The 20,771-nt window shown below is 31.7% G+C and carries 19 protein-coding genes and 3 pseudogenes; 19 read left to right on the top strand and 3 right to left on the bottom strand.

The genetic code is table 11. The features are described from left to right. Positions 1-10 precede the first annotated feature (10 nt). A complete protein-coding gene (gene gpmI, locus AC3VI6_RS03785; protein WP_497705215.1) occupies positions 11-1,528 on the bottom strand; it encodes a 2,3-bisphosphoglycerate-independent phosphoglycerate mutase in 1,518 nt (505 codons plus the stop codon). Positions 1,529-1,674: 146 nt separating this feature from the next. Here gpmI and AC3VI6_RS03780 point away from each other — a divergent pair, with 146 nt between their 5' ends. Continuing rightward, complete coding sequence (locus AC3VI6_RS03780) at positions 1,675-2,178, top strand: hypothetical protein (protein ID WP_299032218.1); 504 nt, start codon at positions 1,675-1,677, stop codon at positions 2,176-2,178. A gap of 56 nt (positions 2,179-2,234) precedes the next feature. Here the strand turns inward: AC3VI6_RS03780 and AC3VI6_RS03775 are convergent, their stop codons facing one another. Next, positions 2,235-2,495 (bottom strand): hypothetical protein, encoded by a 261-nt coding sequence (locus AC3VI6_RS03775; RefSeq protein WP_274633328.1) that lies wholly within the window; start codon positions 2,493-2,495, stop codon positions 2,235-2,237. A gap of 151 nt (positions 2,496-2,646) precedes the next feature. On the opposite strand from AC3VI6_RS03775, the gene AC3VI6_RS03770 reads away from it, so the two are divergent. Together AC3VI6_RS03770 and AC3VI6_RS03765 are read left to right on the top strand one after the other, a co-directional pair. Then, positions 2,647-4,404 (top strand): aromatic amino acid hydroxylase, encoded by a 1,758-nt coding sequence (locus AC3VI6_RS03770; protein ID WP_497705214.1) that lies wholly within the window; start codon positions 2,647-2,649, stop codon positions 4,402-4,404. A 34-nt stretch (positions 4,405-4,438) separates the two neighbouring features. Beyond that, positions 4,439-4,723: a rhodanese-like domain-containing protein gene (locus AC3VI6_RS03765; RefSeq protein ID WP_274633326.1), complete on the top strand. Its 285-nt coding sequence runs from the start codon at positions 4,439-4,441 to the stop codon at positions 4,721-4,723. Between the two features lie 8 nt (positions 4,724-4,731). On the opposite strand, the gene AC3VI6_RS03760 is transcribed toward AC3VI6_RS03765, so the two are convergent. After that, a complete protein-coding gene (locus AC3VI6_RS03760; protein WP_497705213.1) occupies positions 4,732-5,682 on the bottom strand; it encodes a GSCFA domain-containing protein in 951 nt (316 codons plus the stop codon). A gap of 112 nt (positions 5,683-5,794) precedes the next feature. Between AC3VI6_RS03760 and AC3VI6_RS03755 the strand changes: the two genes are divergently transcribed. From AC3VI6_RS03755 to AC3VI6_RS03680, 16 genes and pseudogenes are all read left to right on the top strand, one after another. Then, positions 5,795-6,688 (top strand): MerR family transcriptional regulator, encoded by an 894-nt coding sequence (locus AC3VI6_RS03755; RefSeq protein ID WP_274633324.1) that lies wholly within the window; start codon positions 5,795-5,797, stop codon positions 6,686-6,688. A 214-nt stretch (positions 6,689-6,902) separates the two neighbouring features. Beyond that, entirely contained in the window at positions 6,903-7,862 is a 960-nt protein-coding gene (locus tag AC3VI6_RS03750; protein WP_497705212.1) for a fasciclin domain-containing protein, read from the top strand. A gap of 79 nt (positions 7,863-7,941) precedes the next feature. Continuing rightward, a pseudogene (gene crtID / locus AC3VI6_RS03745) lies at positions 7,942-9,424 on the top strand (bifunctional phytoene desaturase/3,4-desaturase). After that, on the top strand, positions 9,408-10,250 hold the full coding sequence (locus tag AC3VI6_RS03740; RefSeq protein WP_497705211.1) for a phytoene/squalene synthase family protein: 843 nt from the start codon (positions 9,408-9,410) through the stop codon (positions 10,248-10,250). Before crtID ends, AC3VI6_RS03740 begins: the two are co-directional and overlap by 17 nt. Further along, positions 10,247-10,693, top strand: coding sequence for a hypothetical protein (locus AC3VI6_RS03735; RefSeq protein WP_497705210.1), 447 nt, complete (start codon positions 10,247-10,249; stop codon positions 10,691-10,693). The genes AC3VI6_RS03740 and AC3VI6_RS03735 overlap by 4 nt, the downstream gene beginning before the upstream one ends. After that, entirely contained in the window at positions 10,690-11,145 is a 456-nt protein-coding gene (locus AC3VI6_RS03730; RefSeq protein WP_299001489.1) for a sterol desaturase family protein, read from the top strand. The genes AC3VI6_RS03735 and AC3VI6_RS03730 overlap by 4 nt, the downstream gene beginning before the upstream one ends. Beyond that, positions 11,142-11,843, top strand: coding sequence for a lycopene cyclase domain-containing protein (locus AC3VI6_RS03725; protein WP_497705209.1), 702 nt, complete (start codon positions 11,142-11,144; stop codon positions 11,841-11,843). Before AC3VI6_RS03730 ends, AC3VI6_RS03725 begins: the two co-directional genes overlap by 4 nt. Further along, on the top strand, positions 11,830-12,303 hold the full coding sequence (locus tag AC3VI6_RS03720) for a TspO/MBR family protein (RefSeq protein ID WP_497705208.1): 474 nt from the start codon (positions 11,830-11,832) through the stop codon (positions 12,301-12,303). Before AC3VI6_RS03725 ends, AC3VI6_RS03720 begins: the two co-directional genes overlap by 14 nt. A gap of 3 nt (positions 12,304-12,306) precedes the next feature. Then, positions 12,307-12,960: a TetR family transcriptional regulator C-terminal domain-containing protein gene (locus AC3VI6_RS03715; RefSeq protein ID WP_497705207.1), complete on the top strand. Its 654-nt coding sequence runs from the start codon at positions 12,307-12,309 to the stop codon at positions 12,958-12,960. Beyond that, positions 12,957-14,269, top strand: a pseudogene (locus AC3VI6_RS03710) (ABC1 kinase family protein). Before AC3VI6_RS03715 ends, AC3VI6_RS03710 begins: the two are co-directional and overlap by 4 nt. A gap of 56 nt (positions 14,270-14,325) precedes the next feature. Further along, positions 14,326-14,883 carry a flavin reductase family protein gene (locus tag AC3VI6_RS03705; RefSeq protein ID WP_497705206.1) on the top strand — a complete coding sequence of 186 codons (558 nt, stop codon included), beginning with the start codon at positions 14,326-14,328 and terminating at the stop codon, positions 14,881-14,883. Beyond that, complete coding sequence (locus AC3VI6_RS03700) at positions 14,880-16,295, top strand: SDR family oxidoreductase (protein ID WP_497705205.1); 1,416 nt, start codon at positions 14,880-14,882, stop codon at positions 16,293-16,295. Before AC3VI6_RS03705 ends, AC3VI6_RS03700 begins: the two co-directional genes overlap by 4 nt. 11 nt (positions 16,296-16,306) lie before the next feature. Beyond that, positions 16,307-16,450, top strand: coding sequence for a DUF2256 domain-containing protein (locus tag AC3VI6_RS03695; protein WP_073182036.1), 144 nt, complete (start codon positions 16,307-16,309; stop codon positions 16,448-16,450). Continuing rightward, positions 16,417-17,705 (top strand): annotated as a pseudogene (locus AC3VI6_RS03690) (DASH family cryptochrome). Before AC3VI6_RS03695 ends, AC3VI6_RS03690 begins: the two are co-directional and overlap by 34 nt. Continuing rightward, complete coding sequence (locus tag AC3VI6_RS03685) at positions 17,705-19,237, top strand: cryptochrome/photolyase family protein (RefSeq protein ID WP_497705204.1); 1,533 nt, start codon at positions 17,705-17,707, stop codon at positions 19,235-19,237. The pseudogene AC3VI6_RS03690 and the gene AC3VI6_RS03685 overlap by 1 nt, the downstream one beginning before the upstream one ends. A gap of 69 nt (positions 19,238-19,306) precedes the next feature. Then, positions 19,307-20,770: a cryptochrome/deoxyribodipyrimidine photo-lyase family protein gene (locus AC3VI6_RS03680; protein ID WP_497705203.1), complete on the top strand. Its 1,464-nt coding sequence runs from the start codon at positions 19,307-19,309 to the stop codon at positions 20,768-20,770. The last annotated feature ends 1 nt before the right edge of the window (position 20,771 follow it).

The following is a 20,771-nucleotide window of genomic DNA, read 5'->3' as shown; positions in this document are numbered from 1 at the left end:
AAAATATATTTTAAATAAGCGAATGTTGTGTCATTTCTTCAGGTTGCTCAACGTTCATTAGTTTCAAAATAGTTGGAGCAACATCGCCTAAAATACCACTTTTTATTGATTTTAACTCCTTGTCAATTAAAATCATAGGGACAGGATTGGTAGTGTGCGCTGTATGTGGTGTTCCGTCTGGATTAATCATTGTTTCACAGTTTCCGTGATCGGCAATTAAAATTGTTGTATAATCGTTATCGAGAGCAGTAGTTACCACATCTTTTACACATGCGTCAACAGCCTCGCAAGCTTTTACAGCCGCATCAAAAACACCTGTGTGTCCAACCATGTCACCATTGGCAAAATTTAAACAAACGAAATCCACATCGCCTTTTTGTAATTCAGGAACAATGGCGTCACGAATATCATAAGCACTCATTTCTGGTTGTAAATCGTAGGTTGCCACTTTTGGTGATGGACATAGCAAACGTTTTTCACCTTTAAATTCTTCTTCTCTTCCGCCAGAGAAAAAGAAAGTTACGTGTGGATATTTTTCTGTTTCAGCAATTCTAATTTGACTCTTTCCTGCTGATTCTAAGACTTCGCCTAAGGTGTTTTCAATATTTTTTCCGTCGTAAACAACATGGATGTTTTTAAAAGTATCATCATAATTTGTTAGTGTAACAAAATACAATGGTAATTTTTTCATGTTGAATTCAGGGAAATCTTTCTGACTTAAGGCTTCGGTTAATTGACGACCTCTATCGGTTCTAAAATTGAAGAAGATTACAACATCGTCTTCTTTAATGGTTGTTTTTGGTTTATTGTTTTCGTCAACCATTATGATTGGTTTGATGAATTCGTCGGTAACATTAGCGTCATAACTTTGTTGAATACTTGCTATAGCATCTGAAGAAAGTGAGCCTTTTCCGTTAACTAAAGCATCGTAAGCAAGCTGTACGCGTTCCCAACGATTATCGCGATCCATCGCATAGTAACGACCAGTGATTGTTGCCAGCTCACCTGTGGTTTCTTGCATGTGTTCTTGGATATCGTTAATAAAATATTTTCCTGATTTTGGGTCGCAATCACGTCCGTCAGTAAAAGCATGTAAATACACATTCTTTAAACCATAATTATCTGCCGCTGTTAGCAACCCTTTTAAATGATCTATATGTGAGTGAATTCCTCCATTAGAAACTAATCCTAAAAAGTGAATGTTTTTGTTGTTTGCTTTTGCATATTCAAAAGCATTTACTAATTCGGCTTCTTTGGCAAGTGTTCCTTCTTTTACTGCTTTATTAATCTTAGCTAAATTCTGATACACAATTCTACCAGCTCCTAAATTCATGTGGCCTACTTCCGAATTTCCCATTTGCCCTTCAGGTAAACCAACATACTCACCATCAGTTCTTAATTGTGCATGCGGAAATTTATCGTATAAAGAATTTATAAAAGGAGTTTTAGCATTGTATATAGCTGAAACTTTTGGATCTTGGGTAATTCCCCAACCGTCCAAAATCATAAGTATTACTTTCTTGTTCATGTTGCAAATTTACTTCTTTGAATTAAAATACCTGTAATGAATATGTATTAAACATAAAAAATGATTTGAGTTAATATTTGAATGAAAAGAGATAATCGTGAAGTTGTTACCTATGTAGTTTTGCGGTGTAACTTAAAAACAATATTATGAAAAAAATAGTTTTATTAGTAGTAGCAATAACAAGTTTTACAATGGTAAAAGCTCAGGTAGGAGAAGGAACAAATTGGTTAAAGATGGGTATTCATGGTGGTTTACCAGTAGGTGATATGTCTGATATTTCGTCTTTTGCATTAGGAGCAGATTTAAAATACCAATTCTTAGATACTGAAAGTTTTGCTATTGGAGTATCGACAGGATATACTCATTATTTTGGTAAAGATTTTGGGTTAGTTGAAGCTTCAGATATGGGAATTATTCCATTAGCAGGTCTGTTCAGATTTTACCCTACAGAAAACTTTTTCTTAGGAACCGATATTGGTTATGGTTTCTTAACCGAAGGAGATGAAGGAGGTTTTTATTACAGACCAGAAATAGGATACCATGATGACGAATGGAATATTTACGGATACTACCAAAGTGTAGCTACAGATGGTATTGAGCCGACTTCGATTGGAATTGGAATTAACTATAATATCGTTCAAGGTAAATAATACAGTTAGATAAATAAAAGTAAAAGTGACACTTGCTAGCAGGTGTCACTTTTTTATTATAGTAGGTTTATAAGGTAAAACAATATTGAAAAGATGACAACTAGAAAAACGAGGTTTTTTATCCATACAATCTGATTTTCTCTTTTTGTTTTTATACGGATTTCTTCCAGTTGCTTTTTACTAGCAGATTTTTTAAAGTGTAGCGTATCATTATTTTCTTTTTGAAATCGTTCAAGCTTTTCAAAAGCACTTACTCTTTTTCTTTTGTTGTTTTTTAAACTGGTTATCATTGCTGATACTGATCCTCCAAAACCCATAGCAAATTGTTTTAACTGTTAAATATAGTAGGTTCTAATTTTTTTTAGAACTACTGTGCATTAGTAAATATAAGAAATTTAGAATTTAACGGATATCAATTTTTTGTAAACTATAAAAATCCTAAATTTACAGAGCAAAACAAACAACATTATGGAACCTCATTTTGAATTAAACGAAGTTACCAAAAAGCTACCCAAGCACTTACATAAATTCGTAGTAAAACAACCATATGACGAGTACACTGCGCAAAACCAAGCCGTATGGCGTTATGTAATGCGAATGAATGTAGATTACCTTGGTAAAGTAGCGCATGCTTCATATATAGATGGACTGAAAAAAACAGGAATTTCAGTTGAAAAAATTCCTCATATGCAAGGAATGAACCGTATTTTGAAAGAAATAGGTTGGGCGGCAGTATCGGTAGATGGATTTATTCCGCCAAATGCTTTTATGGAATTTCAAGCATACAATGTACTGGTAATCGCATCAGATATGCGTACGATTGACCATATAGAATATACACCGGCACCTGATATTATTCACGAAGCAGCTGGCCATGCACCTATTATTGCAAATCCAGAATATGCAGAGTATTTACGTCGCTTTGGTGAAATAGGAGCCAAGGCAATTTCATCAGCGAAAGACTATGAAATGTATGAAGCTATTCGTTTATTATCTATTCTAAAGGAAGATCCAAATTCTACCCAAGAAGAGATTGATGAAGCGCAAGAGAAAGTAGAATGGTTACAAGATAATATGGGAGAGCTTTCGGAAATGGCTCAGATTAGAAATCTTCACTGGTGGACAGTAGAGTATGGATTGATAGGGACTCTCGAAAATCCGAAAATTTATGGAGCGGGATTGTTATCTTCAATAGGAGAGAGTAAATGGTGTATGAAAGATGAGGTAGAAAAAGTAGCATATACATTAGATGCTGCTAATGTAAACTTTGATATCACGAAGCCGCAACCTCAATTATTTGTAACGCCAGATTTTGCTCATTTAAGTTTAGTATTGGAGCAATTTGCTAATAAAATGGCTATCAGAACAGGAGGGTTGAAAGGAATTGAAAAACTGATTGATTCTAAAAATTTAGGAACTATCGAGTTAAGTACAGGTATTCAAGTGTCTGGAGTTTTCTCTAATGTAATAACTGATGAGAATAATAAAGCCATTTATATACAAACAACAGGTCCTACTGCGTTAGCAAATAGAGATAAAGAATTAATAGGTCACGGAATAAATTACCACGCAGAAGGTTTTGGAAGTCCGATAGGGAAGCTAAAAGGAATTAATATTCCGATAGAAAATATGAGTCCTCGTGATTTGAAAGCCTACGGGATTTATGAAGGAGAGCAGGTTACTTTAGAGTTTGAAGGCGGAATAAAAGTAGAAGGAGAAGTAATTACAGGAACCAGAGATTTACGAGGTAGAATTTTATTGATATCTTTTAAAGACTGTACCGTAACTCATGGTGATACTGTATTGTTTCATCCAGATTGGGGAGTGTATGATATGGCGGTTGGAGTTGATGTCGTTTCTGCTTTTGCAGGACCTGCAGATATAACCTCGTTTGGTGATGTAGGAAAAGTGTCAGAAACAAAAACTCATAAGATTCAGTATTCAGAATCAGATAAAAAATTATATAGTTTGTATAATGAAGTGAGGATGATGAGAGAGGCTGGTACAGTTTCTGAGGAGAAAGTTCAAGGAATTTTAAATGAAGTAAGCTCTCAGTTTAAAAACGATTGGTTACTGCCTTTAGAATTGTTGGAGTTAGCCGTAATGAATAATTTTTCAATAAAAGATACGTTACGTAACTACCTTGAATCGATGAAAAGTAACAAGAGTTACACAACGTTAATTGAAAACGGCTTACTTTTGTTGGAAAATTACCAAGAAGCATAACATGGGATTATTTAATTTATTTAGAAAGAAAGATATGAGTAACGAAATACAGGAATATTTAGCTAAAGGAGCGGTAGTATTAGATGTAAGAACTTTAGCAGAATGGAATGAAGGGCATAGTGAAGGAGCTAAACACATCGTGTTAGCAACAATTCCTTTAAATGTTGATGAAATTAAATCGTGGAATAAACCAGTAATTGCAGTTTGTAGAAGTGGTGGTAGAAGCGGACAAGCAACTCAGTTTTTACAAAATCATGGAGTAGATGTAATTAACGGTGGTCCATGGCAAAATGTAGATCAATACTTAGTGAGTAAGTAACAAACGAACTAAAAATTCATAAAAGGAAATGCTTGTAAAAGTGTTTCCTTTTTTTGTTGTAATTTTTTTAAAAATAATTGATGCGCTTCAGAATTAGGGTTGAAAGGTCTGTGCGTTAATCCTTTTTGAATAGTTTCAACTTCTTTCGTAGTTTCTATAGCTTGCTCGCTAAACCAAACTTCTGAGAATTTTTCCCAAATATAATCGATTGCTGTTTGGTTTGGGTGAATCATGTCTTCAGCATAAAAACGATAATCACGCAATTCATCCATCATAATTTCATACGAGGGAAAGTAATGAGTATTGTTTCTTGATTCAACTACTTGATGAATAGCCGAAAGTAAATGCGCTTTACTACGTTGATTTTCTATGAATCCGTCTTTAATATGACGAACGGGTGAAACTGTATAAATAATTGTTGTTTCTGGATTTATAGATTTGATTAAAGAATTAATCGCTTCCAAGCTTTCTGAAACCTCTTCAACAGTTAGTAATTCTTTCAAAAATTTTTTCTGCGGAATTTTATGGCAGTTAGCAACCAATGTATCTGTAGCTATTTCACGATATACCCATGCAGTTCCTAATGTAATAATTATGTGAGAAGTATTTTTTAAATGCTGATATGTAGAGTTAATATTGGTGTTAAGAGTATTTAATAATTCCTCTTTTGAAGTCGAACTCACTACCGAATGTGCATCAAAACAGTGCCAGCGTTCATTGTGAAAAAAGACATCACTTTCGGTATACTTCTCTTCATTGATGACTTTTGTAATGAAGGTCTCAATGGCTTTGGGGTGAAATAAAATTCCGAAAGGGTTTTGTTGTGTTTGAAACTTGTAATACGACAATTTATTACCAATGTTTTCAGAAAAACAAGACCCTAACAATAACAGTTTAGAATTGTAATTAATTAAATGGTTTTTTTGTTTTTTTAAAGGAATATGAGTTTGAAAAATCATAGGTAAATTGTGAAAAATCTAATCAAAAATAGTGATAATATAGTTCAGAAGTAGAGTATTGATTCTTAATTTAAAGAAATTTGTATATTTGTTTAATAGAAAACAAAAAGCATTGAACAATATTAAGTCGACATTTACGATTAAAGACCTAGAAAATATTTCAGGAATCAAAGCGCATACAATCCGTATTTGGGAGAAGCGCTATAATTTGCTGTCGCCTGAAAGAACTGATACAAATATTCGTTACTATTCTTCTGAGAATTTACAGAAACTTTTAAATGTTGTTTTGTTGAATCAAAACAATATCAAAATTTCCAAGATAGCAGAAATGTCTGATAATACTATAATTTTAAAGGCGAGAGAGTTGGCTTTTAAAATGGCGGTAAATGACGAGGCAATAAATTCCTTTAAAATGGCAATGTTTCAGTTCGATAAAACATTGTTTAATAATACTTACAACAGTTTGTTGAAAAGAAAAACATTTAGAGAGATTTTTAAAGATGTTTTTGTTCCTTTTCTAAATCATATAGGGCTCTTGTGGCAAACAGATACTTTATTACCGGCGCATGAGCATTTTATTTCTAACTTAATTGTTCAAAAAATACAAATCAATATAGAGAAGTTAGAGTATTCTAATAACAATTCGGAAGTTACTTATGTGTTGTTCTTGCCAGAAAATGAAGTGCACGAATTAGGTTTAATATATCTAAATTATGAACTTACATTAAGGGGGTATAATACAATTTATTTAGGACAGAGTTTGCCTTTAGATAATTTAGATCACTTTTTTAAAAGTGATGCGAAAATTTGTTTTATTACTTCTATGACAGTTCAACCCTATGATGATAAGGTGCAAGAATATTTTTCAGAAATTGAAAGAGCGCTTATGAATACAGAACATGAGTTAATAGCAATAGGGAATAAAGCTATGACTGTTGATAATGTTGATTTTAAAGCAAAAATATCAGTTCATCCTTCTTTAAAAGAGTTCTTAAATAAATATTAAAAAATTTTACCTAATCAACTTTTGTTTATTTATTTTTTGTTTTTATTAAACAAAAAATGTAATTTTGGATAATGTTTTGGTTTTCAAGGCATATTTTTTTAGTCAAACTTATTTTGTTTAACTATTTTTTTAAAAAAATAAACAAAGTCTATCGAAGCTGAAAAATAGACTATAAAAAGTAAAAAGAGTAAGCATTAATTTAAAGTGTGTAATTATGAAAATTAAGAATTTAACTTCATTGTTGTTTTTAGGATTGTTTTTAAGTTTTGGTATGTTAACGTCATGTAGTGATGATGATGATCCGGTGATAGAAAAGCCTAAAACTATAGTTGATGTAGCAGTTGCAGATTCCAATTTAAGTATTCTTGTATCTGCTTTACAAAAGGCTGATTTAGTATCCGCTTTACAAGCCGAAGGACCATTTACGGTTTTTGCCCCAACAGATGCAGCATTTCAAGCGTTGTTAGATAGTAATGACTCATGGAGTTCTTTAGATGATATTCCGGTAGAAACATTAAAATCAGTGTTGTTGTTTCATGTGATAAGTGGAGAAGTAAAAGCAGCCGATTTATCCAATGCCTATGTAAAAACGTTGTCAACAGGTCCAAATGATGAGAAGTTGTCATTGCAAGTAGAAGTTGATGGAGCAGTAGAGTTTAATGGAGATTCTAAACCGATTGCTACAGATATTATGGCTTCTAATGGGGTTATTCATACAATCGATAAGGTGATGTTACCTCCTAATGTAGTGACTTTAGCATTAAATAATAGTGGTTTTACTTCTTTAGTAGCAGCATTAACAGATGATCGTCATACTACGGATTTTGTTTCTTTATTAAGTCAAGAAGGACCTTATACAATATTCGCTCCAACAAATGATGCTTTTCAAGAATTGTTAGATAGTAATGATTCTTGGAACTCGTTAGCAGATATTCCAATCGCAACAATAGAAGCAGTATTGAAATATCATGTATTTGCTGGAGGAAATGTGCAATCAGATGAATTAACCGATAATCAGGAAATCACAATGTTTGATGGAAACATAGTGACTGTTGATTTGACTAACGGAGCTAAGCTAGAAACAACTTCGGGGCAATCAGTAACAATATCTTTAACCGATGTGCAAGGAACAAATGGGGTGGTTCACGTAGTGAGCAGTGTTCTTTTACCATAATATTTAGGTTAAACAGTTGATCGTGAGCGAGATTAATTTCTCGCTTATGATTATTTTAATTATATTTATAAGAAATATTTTGAAAAAAAAAGTATATATAATAGGTTCAGGTTTCTCTTCTTTATCGGCCTCGTGTTATTTAGCAAAAGCAGGATATAATGTAATCGTGCTAGAAAAAAATGCAATAATTGGAGGTAGAGCAAGACAGCTATTAAGAGATGGTTTTACTTTTGATATAGGGCCTACATGGTATTGGATGCCAGATGTCTTTGAAAAGTTTTTTGCAGATTTTGGTAAAAAACCTTCAGATTATTACGAGTTAGAAAGGTTAGATCCTGCTTATGAGGTATACTTTGGAGAGAAAGACTCAATTGTAATTCCAGGAACATTAGAAGAGATTTATGAGGTTTTTGAAAAAGAAGAAAAAGGAAGCTCAAAACACCTGAAGTCTTTTTTAAAATCAGCAAAATATAATTACGATGTTTCTATAAACGACTTAGTTTATAAACCAGGAATTTCTCCTTTAGAGCTGGTTACTCCCGTTACTATGGGGAAAATATTTCAGTTTTTCTCTACAATTAGACATGAAGTAAGAAAGAAAATAAAAAGTAAAAAGCTAATTCAAATTTTAGAGTTCCCAGTATTGTTTTTAGGTGCTAAGCCTAGTAATACACCTGCTTTTTATAATTTTATGAATTATGCTGATTTTGGCTTGGGTACATGGCATCCAAAAGGAGGAATGTACAAAGTTATTGAGGCTATGACTACACTAGCTACTAGTTTAGGAGTAACGTTTCAAACTAATGCAAATGTTGAAGAGATTGTAGTAAATGATAAAGGAGAAACAATTGGTGTTGCAGTAGATGGAAAACTAATGGAATCTGATATAGTGTTAAGTGGAGCAGATTATCATCATACAGAAACCTTGTTGCCTTCATACCTCAGACAATATTCAGAAAGTTATTGGGATAAAAAAACATTTGCACCTTCATCATTACTCTTTTATGTAGGTTTTGATAAGAAATTAAAAAATGTATGTCATCACACATTATTTTTTGATACAGACTTCGATGTACATGCAAAAACAATATATGATGCTCCTAGTTGGCCTAAAGAACCTCTGTTTTATGCGAGCTTTCCCTCAATTACAGATGGTTCTTTTGCGCCTAACGGGAAAGAAGCTGCTACTTTTTTAATTCCATTAGCGCCAGGTATAGAAGATACTCCAGAGTTAAGAGAGCGTTATTTCAACATTATAATAGAGAGGTTAGAAAAATTAACAAACCAATCAGTAAGAGAGCATGTGCTTTTTAAAGAAAGTTTTTGTGTAAATGATTTTGTGAAAGAGTATAATTCGTACAAAGGAAATGCTTATGGTTTAGCTAATATTTTAACACAAACGGCATTTTTAAGACCTAAGATAAAAAGTAAAAAAGTGAAGAATTTGTTTTTTACAGGACAATTAACGGTACCAGGACCAGGAAGTTCCCCCGTCTTTAATTTCAGGAAAAATAGCTTCAGATTTAATTTTAAAAACGTACAAAGATGAAACAATTGTTTGATGAGGTTTCTTACGCATGTAGTAAGTTGGTAACTCAAAAGTATAGTACCTCATTTTCGTTAGCTACGAAAATGTTATCACCAAAAATACGTACAGATATTTATAATATTTACGGTTTTGTACGCTTTGCAGATGAAATAGTAGACACCTTTCACGAATATGATAAGGAGCAATTATTACTAAAATTTGAAAGAGATTATTACGAGTCTAAGAATAGAGGAATTAGCTTGAACCCTATTTTAAACTCTTTTATACACACTGTAAACAAGTATAAAATTTCTGATGATTTAGTACAGTCGTTTTTGAAAAGTATGAAAGCTGATTTGTACAAAAGAGCATATACAACTACAGAAGAGTATAATGAATATATATATGGCTCTGCAGATGTTGTTGGGTTAATGTGTTTAAAGGTTTTTGTAAATGGAGATGAACAAAAATATGAGGAGCTAAAAGAGCCCGCAATGCGTTTAGGGTCAGCGTTTCAAAAAGTAAACTTTTTAAGAGACTTAAAAGAAGATTTTAACGAATTGAATAGATCTTATTTTCCAAATATCAATTTTGGGGATTTAAGTGCGGAAGGAAAAAATACAATTATTAAAGAAATAGAAGACGATTTTGACTTTGCTTATAAAAACGGAATTTTAAAGTTACCAGTTGAAGCAAAATTTGGAGTGTATATGGCATACAGGTATTACAAAAAACTATTAAAAAAGCTAAAAGACACACCTTCAACAAAAATCATGGATACTAGAGTTCGAATTTCAAACCCTATGAAAATTAATCTTCTAGCAAGAAGTTATGTAAGGTATAAATTGAATTTAATATGATTAAAAGTGGTATCTTAGGAGTACTGTTTTTTATGTCGATTATAGGCTTCAATAATGCACCTGATTTTGTTATAGAATACCATGAGTTAGCTACTAAAGAAGCTGAATTAGCTTACATAGCCAACTATAAAAACAGTAAAGAAGTAAGTATACAAGCCTATGTAGTTTCTTTACAAATGAAACAGGCAAAATATAAAACAATGCCTTGGAGTAAACTAAAAGTTTTTAACACTAATAAAAACAAATTAGAAGAGTTGATTTTAAAGAATCCTAACAATGTCCATTTAAGGTATATAAGGTTAGTAATACAAGAAAACACACCAGGTATTTTAGGATATACATCTTCTATTAAAAAAGACAAGCAGTTTTTAAAAGAAGTGCTTCAAAAAAAAGACAGTTTAAGTTATTTACATACATATATAATTAACAATACATCATTATGAATATAGCAATTTACATAGCAGTAACTACACTAACGTTTATTGTTATGGAAGGTGTTACTTGGTGCACACATAAATATGTGATGCACGGTTTCGGCTGGTATTTACATGAAGATCACCATCAACCAGGATATCCACATGTTTTTGAAAAAAACGATGCTTTTTTCGTGGTTTTTGCAATTCCAAGCATTCTATTATTCTACTTCGGAATTCGACCAGAGTTAAATGTTTTGTTCTTTATTGGTTTGGGAATATTATTTTATGGTATTGCTTATTTCTTGGTACACGATGTATTAATTCACAGAAGGTTCAAGTGGTTCGACAAAACAAATAATCAATACTTAAAAGGATTACGAAAAGCACATAAAATTCATCATAAGCATTTGGGAAAACACGACGGAGAATGTTTCGGAATGTTGTTTGTGCCCTTTAAATATTTTAATAAAAGACAATGAGTCAGTATTTATATTTAATATTAAATCTAGGAAGTTTAAGTATTCCATTACTGTATAGTATTTTTGAAAAAAAACTACACTTTATACAATATTTCAAACAAGCAGCTATTAGTATTTTATCAGTTGCTTTATTTTTTTTGATTTGGGACAGTTGGTTTACACAAATGGGAGTTTGGGGGTTTAATCCAGACTATCATTTGTCGCTAAAACTACTGCACATGCCAATAGAAGAATGGATGTTTTTCTTTTGTATTCCTTATGCATGTTTATTTACACATGAAGCATTAAAATTTTTATATCCAAAGTTTAAAATGTCAAAATCCGCGACAGTAATTGTAAGCTTTTTCCTCATTGTTTTAGCGAGTTTGTTGTTGATTTTTAACTTCGGAAAGTGGTATACCACAGTAAATTTTGTGCTGTTTTTACTATTGTTAGGTTATGCATTAAAGAATCATTTAAACACATTGCAAGAATACTACCCTAGTTTCTTGGTGATATTAATTCCTTTTTTACTTGTCAACGGAATTTTAACAGGAAGTTTTATAGAAGAACCAGTAGTTTGGTACAATAATGCTGAAAACTTAGATTTTAGAATTTTTACCATACCTATTGAAGATGCTTTTTATGCATTTACAATGTTGTTTTCGGCACAGTTAATCTTCAACTATTTAAAAGGGAAAAAACTTGAAAGAAAATAAATACATACGGTTTTTAATATTTCTAATAGCTAACCTTTCAGCTTTAGCTATTGGGGCTTGGTTAATGAATGAAGGACCAAGAACAGATTGGTACTTGTCTTTAAATAAAGCTCCATGGACACCAGAAGGTTGGGTTTTTGGAGCAGCATGGACAACCATTATGGTGTTGTTTTCTGTATATATGACTAAAGTGAGTTTTCAGTATGAGTTTTTAAATAAAAAAGTACTCATTTTGTATATAGATCAGTGGGTTTTAAACGTAAGCTGGAACTATATTTTCTTTAATCAACATTTAACAAAATTAGGCTTGGTTGTAATCGCTTTATTATGGCTACTTATTGGTTATTTCACTTTTGAGTATGTAAAAAAAGTAAGGTGGTATACGCTATTTATACTTCCATATTTAATATGGATGACGATTGCAACTAGTCTCAACGCATATATTGTATTAAATAATTAAACTATGGCAAAAAAAAAGAATATAACACAAGAGAAAATAATAGAATGGTATATGAATACGGTACTATCATCAGGTCAACCGAATTCAATATTTTCTTTTGCGAAAGAAAATAACTTTGAAGAAGCGGAATTTTATAAACACTTTTCAAGCTTTGAAAGCTTAGAAAAAGCTGTTTTCGGAATTTTCGCTAAAGAAACCATTCATTTACTACACAAAACAGAAGCTTATAAAGACTATTCATCGAAAGATAAACTACTGAGCTTTTATTTTACCTTTTTTGAATTGTTGACAGTAAACAGGTCGTATGTGTTGGCACAGTTAAAAAGAATAAAAACAGATTTTTCGAAATTAAAAGTATTGCAAGAACTGCGTACTGAGTTTATTCATTTTGCAGATGAAATAAGCCTTGAAAAAATTGATTTTAAAAATGATAAAATCAACAAAATTCAAGATAAAACTATTGCAGAAGGGTATTGGATGCAGCTATTGCTCATTCTAAGATTTTGGGTAGAAGATGAGTCGCCAAACTTTGAGAAAACAGATCTATTTATAGAGAAGTCAGTAAAGGCAAGTTTTGATATTCAACAAATAGCACCTGTAAAAAGTGTGATTGATTTAGCGAAATTTTTGTGGAAAGAAAAATCACCAATGACATGAAAACCTTAAACAAAATACCTACGTCAAAAATAGAACGAGCTACTAAGTTAGTTTCAACAGGAGTGAAAGTTGGTGTAAATTATGCTAAATACTACGGAAATAAAATCACCAAATCAGAAGAAGAAGCAAAAAAACAGCTCAATGAAGATAATGCTGCTGATATTTACGATGGATTAAAAGAACTAAAAGGGTCAGCATTAAAAGTAGCACAAATGCTAAGCATGGAAAAAAATATTTTACCCAATGCTTATGTGGAAAAATTCTCATTATCACAGTTTTCAGTTCCACCATTATCAGGGCACCTTTAGTAATCAAAACGTTTAAAAAATACTTCAGTAAAACACCAAACGAAGTTTTTGATACGTTTACAGCAGAATCAGTAAATGCAGCAAGTATAGGACAAGTTCATAAAGCCACTAAAGATGGAAAAGAACTAGCTGTAAAAATTCAATATCCAGGGGTTGCTGATAGTATTTCAACCGATTTAGCATTGGTGAAACCTATTGCGATGAAAATGTTTAACATTAGAGGAGAAGGTTCAGATGAATATTTTAAAGAAGTTGAAGAAAAGCTTTTGGAAGAAACTAATTACGAATTAGAACTTGCGCAGAGTAATGAAATTGCAGATGCCTGTAAACATATTCCAAACTTAAAATTTCCAAAATACTATTCAGATTTGTCATCAGATAGAATTTTAACGATGGATTGGATGGATGGAGTTCACCTGTCAGAGTTTACTAAAAATGAGCAACCTGAAGATGTTGCAAATAAACTAGGGCAAGCTTTGTGGGACTTTTACATGTATCAAATGCACAAGCTAAAAAAGGTACATGCAGATCCGCATCCAGGGAATTTTTTAGTATCCAAATCAAATGAATTGATTGTTATCGATTTTGGATGTATGAAAGAAGTTCCTGAAAGTTTTTATGTGCCTTATTTCGAACTAGCGAAAAGAGAAAATATAGATAATCCAGCTTTTTTTGAAAGTAAACTCTATGAGTTAGAAATCTTGAGAAAAGATGATACACCAGAAGAAATAACCTTTTTTAAAGCATTATTTTATGAAATGTTATCACTTTTTACACAGCCTTTTCAGCAAGAAGAATTTGATTTTTCAGATGAGGAGTTCTTCGGGAAAATAGCAGATTTAGGTCAGAAATATGCCAAGAGTACAGAACTAAAAAAGATGAACGGAAACAGAGGTTCAAAACACTTCATTTATATCAACCGAACATTTTTTGGTTTGTATAACCTAATGCACGATTTAAAAGCAAATAAGGTAAAAATCAATAATTTTAATACGATATAATGCACATTACACGTCAACAAATAGACGAGTTTCCTCATCTGTATAAAATAAATTTGATGAACAGTATTTCTGGTTATAAACCAGCAAACCTTATTGCAACAAAATCAACTGATAATATAACCAATGTTGCAGTTTTTAGTTCGGTGGTGCATTATGGTTCAAGTCCAGCAATTTTAGGGTTTGTATTACGTCCTACAACCGTTGTTAGAAATACGTATAACAATATAAAAGAAACAGGATATTATACAATCAATGCTATTAATGAATCAATAATTGAGGAAGCGCATCATACTTCGGCTAAATATCCTTCGGAAATTTCAGAATTTGATAAAACAACACTTTCGGAAGAATTTAAAAATAACTTCCATGCTCCATTTGTAGCAGAGTCACCCTTACAAATAGGAATGAAGTTTTTAGAAGAGCATCATATAAAAGCTAACGGAACTATTTTAGTGTTAGGTGAAGTAACTGATTTGTATTTTAAAGACTCTATGTTGTCAGAAGATGGTTTGTTAAACTTGTCTACTGAAAAAGTAGCTGCCATTAATGGGTTGGATACCTATATGGTAGCAGAGAATTATAAAAGACTGTCTTATCAAAGACCAAAGGAATGAAAATCTTAGTTACAGGCACAACAGGTTATATAGGAAAACGATTAATTGTTAGGTTACTAGAAAGTAATCACCAGTTAGTTTGTTGTGTTCGTGATTTAGACAGAATACCAGATGAGTTTGAAAACAATTCGAATGTTACTTTTATAAAAGTTGATTTTTTAAATATAGAAAATACAAGTTTTCCTAAAGATATCGATGCTGCGTATTATTTAATACATTCGATGGCTACGACATCAGAAAACTTTGAAAACTTAGAGTTAACCTGTGCAGAAAACTTTAAAAGTTTGATAGAGCCTACCAACTGTAAACAAGTTGTATACTTAAGCGGAATTGTAAATGATAATTCATTATCTAAACATTTGCAGTCAAGATACGAAGTAGAAAAAAAGCTACAATCAAACAGTTATGCATTAACAACCTTTAGAGCAGGAATTATTGTAGGAAGCGGAAGTGCTTCTTTTGAAATTATAAGAGATATCGTAGAAAAACTTCCAGTAATGGTAACTCCTAAATGGTTAAAAACGAAAACACAACCTATTGCGGTTAGAGACGTATTAGCTTTTTTAGAAAATAGTTTACAGGTTAAAGAAACACACAATAAATCTTTTGATATCTGCGGTCCTGAAATATTAACCTATAAAGAAATGTTATTGCAGTTTGCTGAGGTAAGAGGTTTTAAAAGATATATTTACACACTCCCAGTTTTAACACCAAAGCTGTCTTCCTATTGGTTATATTTTGTAACATCAACCTCTTTTAATCTGGCGCAAGCCTTAGTGGATAGTATGAAGGTTGAAGTAATCGCAAAACCAAGTGCTATTAATATGTTACTTAATGTAGCGCCAATAACCTATAAAGAAGCGGTAGCATTAGCTTTTCAAAAAATAGAACAAAACGAAGTAATTTCTAGTTGGAAAGATGCAATGAGTAGTGGTGTTTTTCATGACCAACTAGCAAAACATATTCAAATACCTCAATACGGATGTTTTAAAGATATTAGAGTTAGAGAAGTGCAAAATGAAACAGAAACATTACATAAAATTTGGAGTATAGGAGGAGAATCAGGATGGTATAAGTTCAATTTTCTTTGGAAGATAAGAGGATATGTAGATAAACTTTTTGGAGGTGTAGGTTTAAGAAGAGGAAGAAGAGATCCGACTGAGTTAGAGCCAGGAGATGCGCTTGACTTTTGGCGTGTGTTATTAGCGGATAAAGATAATAAACGTTTATTGCTCTTTGCAGAAATGAAACTACCAGGAGAGGCATGGTTAGAGTATGTTATTAAAGACGGCTTACTTTATCAAAAAGCAGTATTCAGACCTAAAGGAATATGGGGTAGAGTTTATTGGTTTGCTGTTTTACCGTTTCATGGACTTATATTTAAGCAACTCATTAATTTTTTGTCAAAATAATTTGTTTAAAATTGAAAAAACAGCACTTACCAACCAAAATTTGTAAAGTTTGTGGGCTTTCTTTTTCATGGAGGAAGAAATGGGAAGCTAGTTGGAGTGAAGTAAAATACTGTAGTAAAAAATGCAGGAAAAACAAAAACAAGAATGCACCTTAATTTGGTTTAGAAACGATTTAAGAGTTCGTGATAACAAACTGTTAAAAGAAGCAATAGCGACTAAACGTTATTTGGTGGCTTTTTATGCGTTAGATCCTGTGTTTTTTAAACGTCAATATTCTTTTGAGAGAACAGGAAAATTCCGTCTTCGTTTTTTAATTGAAACATTAAAAGAATTAAAAGAGAATTTAGCTAAATATAATATACCTTTTTATGTAGGGTTAAAAAAACAGAAACCGTTGTTAGAGAGATTCAAAACGATTTCTTAATTACTACGCTAGTTTATCAAGAAGATGAAACTAGTGATGAAAAAGATATAGAAAAGAGAGTAAGAAAAGTAGTTGGTAGTAAGGTAAAAAAGATAAGGGTAACAAATCAATATTTGTATGAGCCACATCAAATAGATACGTTATTTAACAAAAAATACCCGTTGTCTTTTTCATCTTTTAGAAATAAAGTTGAAAAAAAATTAGATATAGACACAGAGTTAAATTATCATTTACCCTATCAGGATATATATTCTCAGGTATTTTTTGAAATACCAAACTGTTCTCGTGCAGAAAAAGTTTTAGGAAATTCTTTTCCTTTTAAAGGAGGAGAAAAGCAAGCGTTAGTAAGGTTGAAAAGTTATTTTTTTGAAACAAAAAAAGTGATTGACTACAAGAAAACAAGAAATAATTTATTAGGAATAGATTGTAGTACAAAATTTTCACCTTGGTTATCTAATGGATCTATTAGTGTAAAAACAATTTATAAAGAACTAAAGAGATTTGAAGACGAATATGAGGCAAATTCATCAACATATTGGGTGTATTTTGAGTTGTTATGGAGAGAGTTCTTTAAACATGCAGTTCGTTATCACAAAAATAACTTCTTCAAATTAGGGGGGATTCAGAAAAAAACGATACTAAGTATTCATGATAATAAGGTGATAAAAAATTGGGTTTTAGGTAATACTACATCTGATTTTGTAAACGCTAATATGATAGAGTTAAGAAAAACAGGTTGGATGAGTAATAGAGGAAGGCAAAACGTAGCATCTTATTTTGTACATAACTTACAGCAAGATTGGAGGATTGGGGCAGCCTACTTTGAATCTTTGTTAGTAGATTATGATCCGCACAGTAATTATGGTAACTGGATGTATATAGCAGGAGTAGGAAATAGTTCTGAGAGTAAAAAGTTTGATATAGAATGGCAAGCTAATACATATGATAAGTATGGGGAATTTAGAGCTAAATGGATTGATAAGTAGTGGACGTAATACTTAGAGTGCTTTTAGGTGATCAGTTAAACGAATCTCATAGCTGGTTTAAGCAAAAAAACAAAAAAGTAGTGTATGCTATGTTTGAAATGAAGCAAGAAACGGAGTATGTAAAACATCATATACAAAAAGTTGTAGGGTTTTTCTTAGCAATGAGGAGTTTTGCTAAAAAACTAGAAGAGAAAGGTCACGCAGTAGAGTATTTTAAAATATCAGATTCGCATAACACGCACAATCTTATAAAAAATATTAAAGTATTACAAAAAAAATACTCAATTAAAAAAATTGAATACCAGTTGCCTGACGAGTTTCGTTTAGATGTGCAATTTAAAAATGAACTCAAGAACTTACAGATACCAATTAAATCGTATGATACAGAACATTTTTACACTACAAGGAATGAGTTAAAAGAGTTTTTTGAAGGTAGAAAGAAAACAGTTATGGAAGATTTTTATCGCTATATGAGGAAAAAGCATAAGATACTTGTAGAAAATAATGAACCAGTTGGCGGTAAATGGAATTATGATGCATCTAACAGAAAAAAATGGAATCAAGATGAATTAGTTCCTTTGCCTTATGAGACTAATATTGACTGTAAAGCATTATTAAAAGAGCTTAACGAAGCAGAAGTGGTTACATTTGGAGAAGAAACATTAACTTTTACTTATCCAATAAATAGAGAACAAGCAATAAAGCAACTAGATTTTTTTTGTGACAACTTGTTAGAGTTTTTTGGAGATTATCAAGATGCAATGCATTCATCACAAGATTTTCTGTTTCATTCTCGATTATCATTTGCCCTTAATTTAAAATTAATAACCCCGAGAGAAGTTGTAGAGAAGGTTGTTGATGTGTTTTATAAGAAACCTTCAATAGCCGTTTCTCAGGCAGAGGGCTTTATTCGTCAAGTATTAGGATGGAGAGAGTATATGAGAGGTGTTTATTGGCAATTAGGAGAAGATTTTAAAAAAAAGAATTTTTTTAATAATAAAGTTTCATTGCCAGATTTTTTTTGGACAGGAAAAACAAAAATGAATTGTGTGAAGCAATCGCTAAAAAACTCGTTAAATAACGCATACGCGCATCATATACAGCGTCTTATGATTTTAGGTAACCTAGCGTTATTGTTAGAGGTTCATCCAGATGAGGTAGATGCTTGGTATTTAGGAGTATATATAGATGCTGTAGAGTGGGTGCAATTACCAAATACAAGAGGGATGAGTCAGTACGCGGATGGAGGGATAGTGGCCACAAAACCTTATGTATCTAGCGCAAGTTATATTAATAAAATGAGTAATTATTGCAAAGAATGCTTTTATAATTACAAAACAAAAACAGAAGAAGATTCCTGTCCGTATAATACTTTGTATTGGGAGTTTCTTTATAAAAATAAAGAGAAGTTGAAAAATAACCACCGAATGCGTATGATGTATACTTTATTGCAAAAAATGGAAATATCAAAAGACTTCTCAGAAATTCTAGAAAAAGCAAAAACAATTAAGCAAAAAATTAATAGCTATTAACTCTTTGTTTAATTATTTCTTTTATTAGTTAAACAAAAATTGTATTTTTGATTCAAAGCGCACATTGGATTGAAAATAACAGGAGAAATAACAGTAGTTTGGTTTAAAAGAGATCTTCGGTTGCAGGATAACGAGGCTGTTTTTAATGCAATAACTTCAGGTAAGAAAATATTATTTGTTTATATTTTTGAAGAAAGCATTATACAAGACGAACATTATTCTAAAAGACATTGGGATTTTGTTAAAGAATCTATACGAGATATAAACCAAGAGTTATTGCTGTATAATACACAGGTTTTAACAGTAAACTCAGAGGTACTTTCTTTTTTTAGGTATTTAATGTCGGTGTCAAATGTTACTAATGTCTACTCTCATATAGAAACAGGGATTCTTGCAACTTATAATAGAGATAAAACCTTTAAAAGGTTTTGTAAGAATAATGTAATAGAATGGAAAGAAAATATTCATAATGGAGTATTTAGAGGGCGAGAAAACAGAGAAGGTTGGAAAGAGGATTGGGAAAACTACATGAAATCAAGTCAGATAATATTTGATTCAACAAATGTTTCTTTTGTAACAATAACAGAAATAAAAGAAATAGCAAAAAACTTGACAATTGTAAATTTAGATACAGAAGAAGAAAAGCTATTTCAAAAAGGAGGACGAGCTACGGCTCTTAAGTATTTACATAGTTTTTTTAACAAAAGGTATGAGGGGTATGCAAAAAATATTTCAAAACCAACAGAAGCAAGAGAGAGCTGTAGCAGGCTGTCACCTTATATTGCTTGGGGGAATATCTCAGTAAGAGAGGTGTATCAGTTAGCAATAAGTATTCGTTCTAGTTCAAGAAATAAAAGAGCAATAGATGCTTTCATTTCAAGACTTAAATGGCAGGCACATTTCATCCAGAAATTCGAAATGGAATGTATAATGGAACAAGAAAGTATCAATAAAGGGTTTCATAAGTTAAAGAAAAATATTATTAAAAAATACATATATGCATGGAGAAACGGAAAAACAGGTATTCCATTTATTGATGCGTGTATGCGTTGTTTAATTCATACAGGATATTTGAATTTTAGAATGCGAGCTATGTTAGTGTCTTTTTTTACACATAATCTTTGGCAACCATGGCAAGAAGCATCAAAATATTTATCAAAATTGTTTTTAGATTTTGAACCAGGAATTCACTTTCCTCAGTTGCAAATGCAGGCAGGAGAAACTGGAATTAATACGATTAGAATTTATAACCCAGTAAAAAATGGTTTAGAGCACGATCCTGAAGCAGTTTTTATTTCAAAATGGATACCAGAACTTAAAGAATTACCATTAGCGTTTAAGCACGAACCATACAAAATGACAGCTTTAGAACAAAAAATGTATGGGTTTACTCTTGGTAATGATTACCCAAAACCAATAGTAGATATAGGTGTAACTAGAAAAAATGCCTCAGATACTATTTGGAAAATGCGTAAAGATCCAGAGGTGATAAAAGAAAGCTATAGAATTTTAAACAAACATGTAGTTAAATAAA

The sequence above is a fragment of the Tenacibaculum sp. TB-56 genome (assembly GCF_059716275.2).
Note: the sequence above shows the minus strand (reverse complement) of the source record. Positions and strands in the feature narration are given on the sequence as shown.

Bases quoted from the DNA above. Each gene is read 5' to 3' on its own strand.
- gpmI (WP_497705215.1), bottom strand. From the start codon at position 1,528: ATGAACAAGAAAGTAATACTTATGATTTTGGACGGTTGGGGAATTACC.
- AC3VI6_RS03780 (WP_299032218.1), top strand. From the start codon at position 1,675: ATGAAAAAAATAGTTTTATTAGTAGTAGCAATAACAAGTTTTACAATG.
- AC3VI6_RS03775 (WP_274633328.1), bottom strand. From the start codon at position 2,495: ATGGGTTTTGGAGGATCAGTATCAGCAATGATAACCAGTTTAAAAAAC.
- AC3VI6_RS03770 (WP_497705214.1), top strand. From the start codon at position 2,647: ATGGAACCTCATTTTGAATTAAACGAAGTTACCAAAAAGCTACCCAAG.
- AC3VI6_RS03765 (WP_274633326.1), top strand. From the start codon at position 4,439: ATGAGTAACGAAATACAGGAATATTTAGCTAAAGGAGCGGTAGTATTA.
- AC3VI6_RS03760 (WP_497705213.1), bottom strand. From the start codon at position 5,682: ATGATTTTTCAAACTCATATTCCTTTAAAAAAACAAAAAAACCATTTA.
- AC3VI6_RS03750 (WP_497705212.1), top strand. From the start codon at position 6,903: ATGAAAATTAAGAATTTAACTTCATTGTTGTTTTTAGGATTGTTTTTA.
- AC3VI6_RS03740 (WP_497705211.1), top strand. From the start codon at position 9,408: ATGAAACAATTGTTTGATGAGGTTTCTTACGCATGTAGTAAGTTGGTA.
- AC3VI6_RS03735 (WP_497705210.1), top strand. From the start codon at position 10,247: ATGATTAAAAGTGGTATCTTAGGAGTACTGTTTTTTATGTCGATTATA.
- AC3VI6_RS03730 (WP_299001489.1), top strand. From the start codon at position 10,690: ATGAATATAGCAATTTACATAGCAGTAACTACACTAACGTTTATTGTT.
- AC3VI6_RS03725 (WP_497705209.1), top strand. From the start codon at position 11,142: ATGAGTCAGTATTTATATTTAATATTAAATCTAGGAAGTTTAAGTATT.
- AC3VI6_RS03715 (WP_497705207.1), top strand. From the start codon at position 12,307: ATGGCAAAAAAAAAGAATATAACACAAGAGAAAATAATAGAATGGTAT.
- AC3VI6_RS03705 (WP_497705206.1), top strand. From the start codon at position 14,326: ATGAACAGTATTTCTGGTTATAAACCAGCAAACCTTATTGCAACAAAA.
- AC3VI6_RS03700 (WP_497705205.1), top strand. From the start codon at position 14,880: ATGAAAATCTTAGTTACAGGCACAACAGGTTATATAGGAAAACGATTA.